Annotated in this window: 8 protein-coding genes; 7 read left to right on the top strand and 1 reads right to left on the bottom strand. The window is 64.2% G+C overall.

All coding sequences use genetic code 11. From position 1 onward, the window contains the following. Positions 1–9 precede the first annotated feature (9 nt). From ABWU19_RS02300 to ABWU19_RS02330, 7 genes are all read left to right on the top strand, one after another. Positions 10–936 (top strand): hydroxyacid dehydrogenase, encoded by a 927-nt coding sequence (locus ABWU19_RS02300; protein ID WP_435900155.1) that lies wholly within the window; start codon positions 10–12, stop codon positions 934–936. Further along, on the top strand, positions 933–1,931 hold the full coding sequence (locus ABWU19_RS02305) for an Ldh family oxidoreductase (protein ID WP_435900156.1): 999 nt from the start codon (positions 933–935) through the stop codon (positions 1,929–1,931). Before ABWU19_RS02300 ends, ABWU19_RS02305 begins: the two co-directional genes overlap by 4 nt. Beyond that, the gene (locus ABWU19_RS02310) at positions 1,928–3,187 is read left to right on the top strand and encodes an ABC transporter substrate-binding protein (RefSeq protein ID WP_435900157.1); all 1,260 of its coding nucleotides are present in this window, start codon (positions 1,928–1,930) and stop codon (positions 3,185–3,187) included. The genes ABWU19_RS02305 and ABWU19_RS02310 overlap by 4 nt, the downstream gene beginning before the upstream one ends. Before the next feature lie 83 nt (positions 3,188–3,270). Then, the gene (locus tag ABWU19_RS02315) at positions 3,271–4,176 is read left to right on the top strand and encodes a carbohydrate ABC transporter permease (protein ID WP_435900158.1); all 906 of its coding nucleotides are present in this window, start codon (positions 3,271–3,273) and stop codon (positions 4,174–4,176) included. Positions 4,177–4,331: 155 nt separating this feature from the next. Continuing rightward, entirely contained in the window at positions 4,332–5,159 is an 828-nt protein-coding gene (locus ABWU19_RS02320; RefSeq protein ID WP_435900159.1) for a carbohydrate ABC transporter permease, read from the top strand. Between the two features lie 36 nt (positions 5,160–5,195). Continuing rightward, positions 5,196–6,518 carry a fucose isomerase gene (locus tag ABWU19_RS02325; protein WP_435900160.1) on the top strand — a complete coding sequence of 441 codons (1,323 nt, stop codon included), beginning with the start codon at positions 5,196–5,198 and terminating at the stop codon, positions 6,516–6,518. Next, positions 6,512–7,360, top strand: a complete 849-nt coding sequence (locus ABWU19_RS02330) for a PfkB family carbohydrate kinase (RefSeq protein WP_435900161.1) — start codon at positions 6,512–6,514, stop codon at positions 7,358–7,360. Before ABWU19_RS02325 ends, ABWU19_RS02330 begins: the two co-directional genes overlap by 7 nt. 25 nt (positions 7,361–7,385) lie before the next feature. Here the strand turns inward: ABWU19_RS02330 and ABWU19_RS02335 are convergent, their stop codons facing one another. Next, on the bottom strand, positions 7,386–8,732 hold the full coding sequence (locus tag ABWU19_RS02335; RefSeq protein WP_435900162.1) for a hypothetical protein: 1,347 nt from the start codon (positions 8,730–8,732) through the stop codon (positions 7,386–7,388). Position 8,733: the final 1 nt, after the last annotated feature.

Below are 8,733 nucleotides of genomic sequence, written 5' to 3' on the forward strand. Positions count from 1 at the left end.
GTCCTAGCCATGATTGTCGTTAGCGAGTTCATCACCCCAAGCGGCCTCGAGCGCCTAAAGCAAAGCGGCCTGGAGGTCTACTATGACCCCAACCTCTGGAAAGACCGCCAGGCCCTCAAGGCCCGGCTGGCCCCCGCCACGGCCCTGGTGGTGCGTAACCAGACCCTGGTAAACGCCGACCTGCTGGCCGCGGGGCCCAGACTCAAGGTGGTGGGGCGGCTGGGGGTGGGCCTGGACAACATCGTGCAGCCCGACCTCAAAGCCCGCGGCGTACAGCTTTACTTTGCCCGAGGCATCAACGCGGGTGCGGTGGCCGAGTACGTGCTGGCGGCCATGCTGCACCTGGCCCGCAACATTGCGGGGGCGGCGGCCCATGTGGCCGAGGGCGGCTGGAACCGCGCGGCCTTTGGGGGGTTCGAGCTCTCGGGCAAGACCCTGGGCCTGGTGGGCCTAGGCGAGGTGGGGCTGCGGGTCGCCAAGCGGGCCAGGGCCTTTGGCATGAAGGTCGTGGCCTCCGATCCCATGCGCCTGCCCTGGGAGAGCGCAGTTGAAGATCTGGAAATTCGGCTGGCCTCCACGCCCGAGGTGCTGCGCTCGGCCCAGTTCCTCTCGCTGCACGCCCCCCTGACCCCCGAAACCAAAGAGCTAATCCGGGCCGAAACCCTCGCCGCCATGCCCAGGGGCAGCTACCTGATCAACACCGCCAGGGGCGAGCTGGTGAACCAGGCCGACCTGGTGGCCGCGCTGCGCTCAGGCCATCTGGCCGGGGCCGTGCTGGACGTGGTAGACCCCGAGCCCCTGCCCGCGCAGCACCTGCTGCGGGGTGTGGAAAACCTGTGGATAACCCCCCATGTGGCCGGCCTGACCGCCGAGGCCCAGGAAGCGGTGGGTCTGCGGGTGGCCGAGGGCGTTCTGAACATCCTGGGGGCGGCATGAAGGTTCCTTATTCCGAGCTGTTGCGGGTGGTCTCGAGCCACTTCCAAAGCCTGGGGCTGGCCCCGGGCCATGCCGAGGAGTTCGCCGAGGTGATCCTCGAGGCCGAAATAGAGGGCAACCTGGGGCACGGCCTGACCCGGATGGCCCAATACACCGCCCAGCTACAGGCCGGCGGGCTCAACCCCAAACCGCAGATGCGCCTGGAACGAAGCAGGCCCAGCGTAGCCGTTCTTCACGCCGACGGCGCACCAGGGCCGGTGGCCGGGCTCTTTGCGGTGCGGGTTCTGGCTCAGATGGCCCGGGAACAAGGCAGTGCAACGCTGGCCGTGCGGGGAGCCGGACATTCCGGGGTATTGTCGGCCTACGTGGGCCGGCTGGCCCAGCAGGGCCTGGTGGCCCTGGCCTTTGCCAACACCCCACCTGCCATTGCCCCGGGGCCGGTGCTGGGCACCAACCCCATCGCCCTGGGTGCGTCTGCACAGCCCCAGCCGATTGTCGTTGACACCTCCATCTCGGTGGTGGCCCGGGGCAAAATCATCGCCGCTGCCAAGAAAGGTGAGCCCATCCCAGAGGGCTGGGCCATCGACAAGGAGGGCCGCCCCACCACCGATGCCCGAGCGGCCCTGGAAGGCTCCTTGATTCCCATTGGGGAAGGCAAGGGCTTTGCCCTGGCGGTGCTGGTGGAAATCCTGGCCGGGGCCCTGGCGGGCGAGGTGCTCTCGCCCGAGCTGCCACTGCCCTGGATGCCCCCGGAGCAGGCGGCCAGGCCCGGGCTCTTGTTGCTGGCGCTCGAGCCTGCGGCATTCGGTACAGGCTACGCAGGGCGGGTGGCCCAACTCATCCAGGCTCTTGAAGCGGCCGGCAGCCGGATTCCCGGCTCGCGCCGCGCCGCTTTACGAGAAAAAGCAATGACAGAAGGAGTAGAGGTTAACGAGACACTAGAGGCCGAACTCGGTAAACTAGGCTTGCGTCTACAAGGAGGAGGAAACCCATGAAGAAGCTTTTTTGGCTCTTGGTCGCTGTGTTGGTGATGTCCACTGCGCTGGCACAGCAAACCCGCTTGCGGGTGTTTGTGGGTGGGCAGCAGCGCCCGGATGTGATGCGGAAAATTTTTGACCTTTATCAGTCGCGCAACCCTGGGGTGCGGGTGGATGTGGAAGTGGGGGGGGCCACCTCAGATCAACAGCAGCAGTACCTCACCACCGTGCTGGCCTCGCGCGATCCCAGCATTGACATCATCCTGATCGATGTGATCAGGCCCGCGCAATACCTGGCCAGCCGTTGGGCCGACACCATCGACAAATACCTGCCTGCTGCCTCGCGCCAGGCCCTGTTGCGGCAGTACCTGCCCGCCTACTCGCAGGCCAACGTGATCAACGGCCAGCTGGTGGCCCTGCCAGGCTTTGCCGACGCCATGTTCCTCTATTACCGCACCGACCTGCTTGAAAAATATGGCTTCAAGCCGCCCACCACCTGGGATGAGGCCATCCAGCAAGCCCAGACCATTCTTCAGCGGGAGAACAACCCCACCCTTAACGGCATTGGTTATATTGGTGCCCCTGCCGAAGGAACGGTGTGCACCTTCCTGTTGCCTATCTGGGCTGCTGGTGGCGATGTCACCAACGCGCAAGGCCAGTTCAGCCTCACCGTGGAACAGGCCCAGCGCGCCTTGCAGTTCTGGGTGGGCCTGATGGATCAGCGGGTCTCGCCGCCCAACATGGCCGAAAAACCCCAGGACACCATCCGCCAGGAAATGCAGGCTGGCCGCTGGATTTTTGGCACCCTGTTTGCCTATGCCTGGAACAGGTTCCAAAACGATGCCGACAGCCAGGTCAAGGGCAAAATTGGCGTAGTACCCCTGCCCGCTTTTGCTGGAGGTCGCCAGGCCAGCTGTCTGGGGGGCTGGCAGTGGGTGGTATCGGACTTTAGCCGCAACAAAGCCCAGGCCCACCGGCTGGTGCGTTTCCTGAGCAGCCCCGAGGTTTCCAAGATACTGGCCATCGAAGCCTCTAACCTGCCGGTTTTCCCCGCGCTCTACCGCGACCCCGACATTCTGCGGGTTAACCCCTGGTTCGGCCAGGCGCTGCCGGTGGTGCAGGCGGCCCGTGCCCGTCCACAACACCCCCGCTACGCTGAGATTTCAGAGGCCATCCGCGTAACCACCAACCAGGTGCTGGCCCGACAAAAAACCCCCGAGCAGGGTGCAAGGGAGATCGTGACCCGCCTGCAGGCGATCTACGGCGGTAGGTAAAGCGCTTTTTCCACGAGAAGCCATCTGGCCCTTTGTGCTGGCGCTGGCTTCTCGTGGACACAAAGAACCAGAGGATGTGATCCATGACCCAGCCAGAGCCCAGAATCCGCCGCAGCTTTGGCGACCTGAGTGAGCGCGCACTGGCCTTCTGGTTGCTGGTTCCAGCAGCCTTGCTCCTGGGGCTGGTAGCGCTTTATCCGGTTGGGCGGCTTTTGTACACGAGCCTATTTCGTCGCCGGCTGACGGACGAGACCGGCAACAGTCCGGTTTTTGTGGGCCTCGAGAATTTCGCCCAGGCTTTTTCTGACGAACGTTTCTGGACGGCGCTTTGGAACACCCTCTTGATTGTGCTGGTTACGGTGCCGGGTGCGTTGGTGGTAGGGCTCTTGCTGGCCCTGCTGGCCAACCTGCCCTTCCGGGTCAAGTGGCCGGTTCGGCTGGGCTTGCTACTACCCTGGGCCCTGCCGCTGGTGTTTGCAGGCCTTATTTTCAGATGGTTTTTCGACAGCCAGTATGGCGTGGTCAATGATGTGATCGTGCGCCTGGGGGGCGAACGTCTGTTCTGGGTGACCACGCCCGAACTGCTTTTTTGGGCCGTTTGCCTGAGCATCATCTGGAAAAGCAGTTCCTTTGTGGCGCTTATTTTGCTGGCCGGCTTGCAGGTCATTCCCAAAGAGCTTTACGAATCAGCAGCGGTGGATGGGGCCAACCGCTGGCAGAGTTTCTGGCGTATCACCCTGCCGCTTCTGTTACCGGCCATCCTGGTGGCGGCGATTTTCCGCACCATTACGGCTTTTCAGACCTTCGACATCCCCTTTGCTATGCAGAATGGGGGTAGCTCCTTCGAGACCCTGGCTATGTACGTGCGGACCATGAGCATCGAGAATCTGAACTTTGGCTACGGCTCGGCGCTGGCGGTGCTGATGTTCCTGATCAGCTTTGTGGTGACGCTGGTGTATCTACGCTACGTGAGGGGGGCCGATGACTAGGCCAGGTCGCCCGCACAGGTTTTTCGCCTCGCTGCGCGTATCATCGCGGTTGGGGGCAGTGGCAAAAAGTAAGCCTGGTATGGCCTTTTTGGGGGGATTGCGGCATTCTTGCGGAAGAGCCATCAAGGTACCCCTGCTCAAATCCGGAGGGCTGTATGAGATGGGATAATCCACGGATATGGCTCTGGATTGCGGCGGGCATCGTGGTGGTCAACGGGTTTTTCCCTACGGTCTGGATTTTGCTCACCTCATTCAAAACCGAGGGTGAGCTTACCCGCATACCCATCACCTGGCTGCCCGAAAACCCGACCTTGCAAAATTACGTACAGGCCTTTACCAATGCCCCCATCATGCGCTACTTTCTCAACAGCCTGATCGTGGCCGGCGGGGCCACCCTTCTGTGCGTGTTTGTTTCGGCGCTGGCGGCCTATGCCCTGGCCCGTTTGCGAATTCCCAACAAGACCCTGATCTTTTCGCTGCTGGTAGGGGTCTCGATGTTTCCTACCGTGACCTTGCTGCTGCCCTTATTCGAGATGGTGCTGGCGTTGGGGCTACGCAACAACTACATTGCCCTGATTCTGCCCCATGCGGCGCTTTCGATTCCGGTGGCTACACTGGTGCTGGTGAGCTTTTTTCAGGGCATCCCCCGGGATTTGGAGTCTGCCGCTATGGTGGACGGATGCTCCCGGGTGGGGGCGCTGTGGCGCATTGTGGTGCCGCTTTCGGCTCCGGGGGTGTTTACGGCGAGTATCCTGGCTTTTGTGAACAGTTGGGATGAGTTTTTGCTGGCCCTGACCCTGATGCCCTCTCAGGCGATGCGAACCCTGCCGGTGGGCATTCAGTTTTTGCAGGGGGAGTATACCTTTCCCTGGCCGCTCATCTCGGCGGCGTTGGTGGTGGCCCTGGTGCCGGTGGCGCTGGTGATTGCGCTGTTCCAGGAGCGGGTGGTGGGCGGCCTGACCCAGGGCGGAGTCAAGGGTTAGAGCGGCTTCGGTGCAGGAAAGCGAATGAAAAGAGATATGTCGAACCTACGAATCGGCCTGGTTCCCGTCGTGCGGCCTTTGTTCAGGGGCTCGAGGTTCGGCCTCGAGCACACCAGCCGCCAGGCCCTGGAAGCCCTGGGCCCCAAGCTGGGCTTTGAACTGGCCTATGTGGCCGAGCCGGTGGCCGACGCCGTCCAGGCCGAGGCGGCTGCCCGCGCGGCCCAGGACGCAAAGCTAGACTTGCTGCTGGTGCAGCACATTACCTTTGCTACCGGCGATGCCTTTGTGCCGCTCCTGGAGCTGCCCATCCCGGTAGGGCTGTGGGCCCTGCCCGAGGTGTGGGAGACTGGCCCCCTGCCGCAGAACGCGCTCTGCGGCCTCAACCTGGGGGTTTCGCTGGCGCAAAAACCCACCAAGTGGTTTTACGGAGCGGTGGAGGATGTCTGGTTCCAGACCCGCCTGAAGCTCAGCCTGGATGCCCTGCGCGGCGCCCGGGTGCTGCGCGAGGGCCGGGTGCTCTGGCTGGGCGGCCATGCGCCCGGCTTTTTTGCCTTTGGGGCCCTGCCCGAGACTGGCCTGGTGGTGGAGAAGGCCGACCTGAGCGAGCTGTGGGAGGCGCTGGCTGGGGTGAGCGAAGCCGAGGTGGCCGAACGGGCCGCGGCTTTCCAGGAGCTTTCGGAGTACCCCCTCGAGGCCCTGCGCCAGAGCTTCCGCCTCGAGCTGGCCCTGGAAAAACTGGCCCGGCCCTACGACGGGGTGGCCCTGCGCGAGTGGCCGGAAATTCCCGAGAAAACCGGAGTGATGGCCTATGCAGCCATGGCCCGCCTGGCCGATGCAGGCCACACCCTGGCCCCCGAGGGCGACGTGATGGGCCTGGCCGGTATGCTGGCCCTGAAGGCCATCTCGGGTCAGCCGGCCATCTTGCTGGACATCGCGCACATCTCGTCCAAAGGGGTGATGCTCTGGCACGGGGGCGAAGCCCCCCAGGCCTGGGCCGATGGCCCCACCCGGCTGGTGCCGCACTTCAACCGCAACCTGCCCGCCGTGCGCGACATGCCCCTGCGCCAAGGGCCCATTAGCGGCCTGCGCCTGCTGCCGGGCCGTAAAGCCGTGGTGCACGGGGGGATGCTGAGCGGCGAGAAGGGCTACGACGGCGACTCGGGGCACCTCATCCGCCCCACCTGGGCCGGCGAGCCCCTAACCCCCCGGCAGTTTCTGGCGAGCTGGCTTAATCACCGCATTCCGCACCACCTGGCGGTGGGGATGGGCACGCACGAGGAGGCCTTGCTGGAGATGTGCGTCTGGCTGGGGCTGGAGGTACTGCCCCCACGACCGGAGGAGCGCAGGCTGGTATGGTGAAGATACTGACCGTGGGCTGGGCCAACCTGGATCAGCGCTACTACGTCGAGGAGTTCCCACCCCGTGCCAGTCGAACCGGGGTGCGGGCCTACCGCGAGACCATTGGCGGCCCGGCCACAGTGGCCGCGCTGGCGGTGGCCCGGCTGGGGGGTGCGGCCCACCTGCTGAGCCGCCGGGGTGACGACGCGGCGGGCGAGCGCCTGCAGAAGATGCTCGAGGTCGAAGGAGTCAAAACCCACTTCCAGCTGGGCGCGGCCACCCCGGTTTCGGCGGTGCTGGTGACGCCGGAGGGGGAGCGTTTTATTTTTCCCTACCGGCCTGCCCTGCCCGAGGAACTGCTGCTGAGCCAGGAAGACCTGCTTGGAGGGGCGGGGGCGCTGCTTTTGGATGGGCGCTGGGCCGCCGCCGGGTACGGGCTGGGCCAGGCCGCCCGGGCGCGGGGCCTTCCGGTGGTGCTCGACCTGGACCGCGACCGGGAGGAAGACTGGAGGCTTATTCAGGTGGCCACACACGTGGTGGCCTCGGAGGAGCTGGCGCTGCAAAAGGGCGGGGTGGAGGCCCTCCTGGCGCAGCTTCAGGCCCAGCAGGTGTTTGCTGCTGTTACCCTGGGCGCAAAAGGGGTGGCCTACGGCGCTGGGCGGCTGGCTGCCCACCCGGTGCCTGTGCGCGATACCACCGGGGCGGGCGATGTGTTTCACGGCGCTTTTACCCTGGCTTTGGCCGAGGGGCAAAAAGAGCTCGAGGCGCTCGAGTTCGCCTCGGCGGTAGCGGCCCTGCACTGTGCCAACGCCACCCCCCCGCGCCGCGACGAGGTGCAGACCTTCCTGGCTTCCCTGGCATAAGGGCTTTTACTGGGGTAGAGCCCGGCTACTCCCGCACCAGCCGGTAGTGGATGCCCCGTGCCCCCACCTGAATCAGGTTCAGCACCGGCCCGGCTCCGGTCATCTCGAAGTAGGCCTCGAACACCTCGGTCTTGTTGTTGAAGCGGTTGGTCAGGCTCATCTGCCAGTCGTTCAGGGTCATGCGGCCCTGGTATTTTTGCGAGTAGAACTGCTGTGAGCCCACAAAGCCGCTGGCCCCCACGTGGCTGGAGCTATAGGTGCCGTCGCGGTTGAAGCTGAAGCTATGCGCGCTGCTCACCACGTTCATGCCGGCATACGCGCCGGTGATGGAGTTGTAGTACTGGCCTGCGGCGGAACTGCTATCTTTCCACGTGCCGGTTAGGTCGGCAGCTTTGACCGCAAACTTGTTGTAGCCGTACATCTTGCCCACCGCCTCGATGTTGGGAAACTCTTTTTGAAAGGCGGCAAAGCTGGGGGCCATCACCTGGACGGCGTAGCCCAGGCCCTTGTCAAACGAGATGTAGAGGGCCACGTGCTTGCGTGCGCCGGTGGCAATCTCGGTTGCGCTGCCCTCGCCAAAATAGAGGCAAAAATAACAGATGTCATTTTTGAAGACCTTGAGCTCGTCCACCCGGTAGCGAGAGGCCACCAGACGGTTCCAGTAGTAGCCCACCCGCTCCTGCTCGTTGCCCATCACCCACATGTTCTCTGGCAGCGGCAGGCCATAGTGCAATAGCACCACCACCTCGCCCTTGGCCACCCGCACGAAGCCCTGCTCGATGGTGGCCACCCAGCCGTCGTTGAAGCGGGTGGTGGGGGTGGCGATGGTGCGGTTGCTGGCCGGTGCGTTGGCGGGCGGACGGGCCGCATTGGCCGGAGGCGCCTGGGCCGCTTTGGGCTTGTTGAGCCTGAGCGTGCTGTTGAACCGGTCGAACAGGTCGAAGTGCTTTTCGTCGGTGGTAATGTAGAGCACGCTGGCCGCGCGCCCGTTGCCGGTAAAGGTGGAGAGCAGCACCACGTAGTTGAGCCCGTCCTGTGTGGCCGCAATGCCCCCCGCCATGTTCTGATACTCGCCGTTGGGTGGCCCCATCTCGGTGGTGGGCTCACCCGACAGCCCCAGCCCCTCTTCCACCAGCCGCTTCCACTCGCCCTTAAAGTTTTGCTCGGGGTTGTTGCCGGCGGGCACGCTGGCATACAGCACAATGCCGCCAAACGATTCTTTGGTTTGCAGCGACAGCATCACCCCGCCCTGCAGGTTGGTTTTCTTCCACCCCTGGGGTGGGGTGTACTCGAAAATGTCGAAGCTATCGGCCAGGGCTACCCCCCACCCCAGCCACAGCACCGCCGCCATAAGCCCAAACAGCTTTTTCATG

It is taken from the genome of Meiothermus cerbereus, assembly GCF_051297115.1.
GTDB classification, from domain to species: domain Bacteria; phylum Deinococcota; class Deinococci; order Deinococcales; family Thermaceae; genus Meiothermus; species Meiothermus cerbereus_A.

Coding starts and splice junctions, on each gene's coding strand:
- ABWU19_RS02305 (WP_435900156.1), top strand. CDS start 933: ATGAAGGTTCCTTATTCCGAGCTGTTGCGGGTGGTCTCGAGCCACTTC.
- ABWU19_RS02325 (WP_435900160.1), top strand. CDS start 5,196: ATGTCGAACCTACGAATCGGCCTGGTTCCCGTCGTGCGGCCTTTGTTC.
- ABWU19_RS02315 (WP_435900158.1), top strand. CDS start 3,271: ATGACCCAGCCAGAGCCCAGAATCCGCCGCAGCTTTGGCGACCTGAGT.
- ABWU19_RS02330 (WP_435900161.1), top strand. CDS start 6,512: ATGGTGAAGATACTGACCGTGGGCTGGGCCAACCTGGATCAGCGCTAC.
- ABWU19_RS02335 (WP_435900162.1), bottom strand. CDS start 8,732: ATGAAAAAGCTGTTTGGGCTTATGGCGGCGGTGCTGTGGCTGGGGTGG.
- ABWU19_RS02310 (WP_435900157.1), top strand. CDS start 1,928: ATGAAGAAGCTTTTTTGGCTCTTGGTCGCTGTGTTGGTGATGTCCACT.
- ABWU19_RS02320 (WP_435900159.1), top strand. CDS start 4,332: ATGAGATGGGATAATCCACGGATATGGCTCTGGATTGCGGCGGGCATC.
- ABWU19_RS02300 (WP_435900155.1), top strand. CDS start 10: ATGATTGTCGTTAGCGAGTTCATCACCCCAAGCGGCCTCGAGCGCCTA.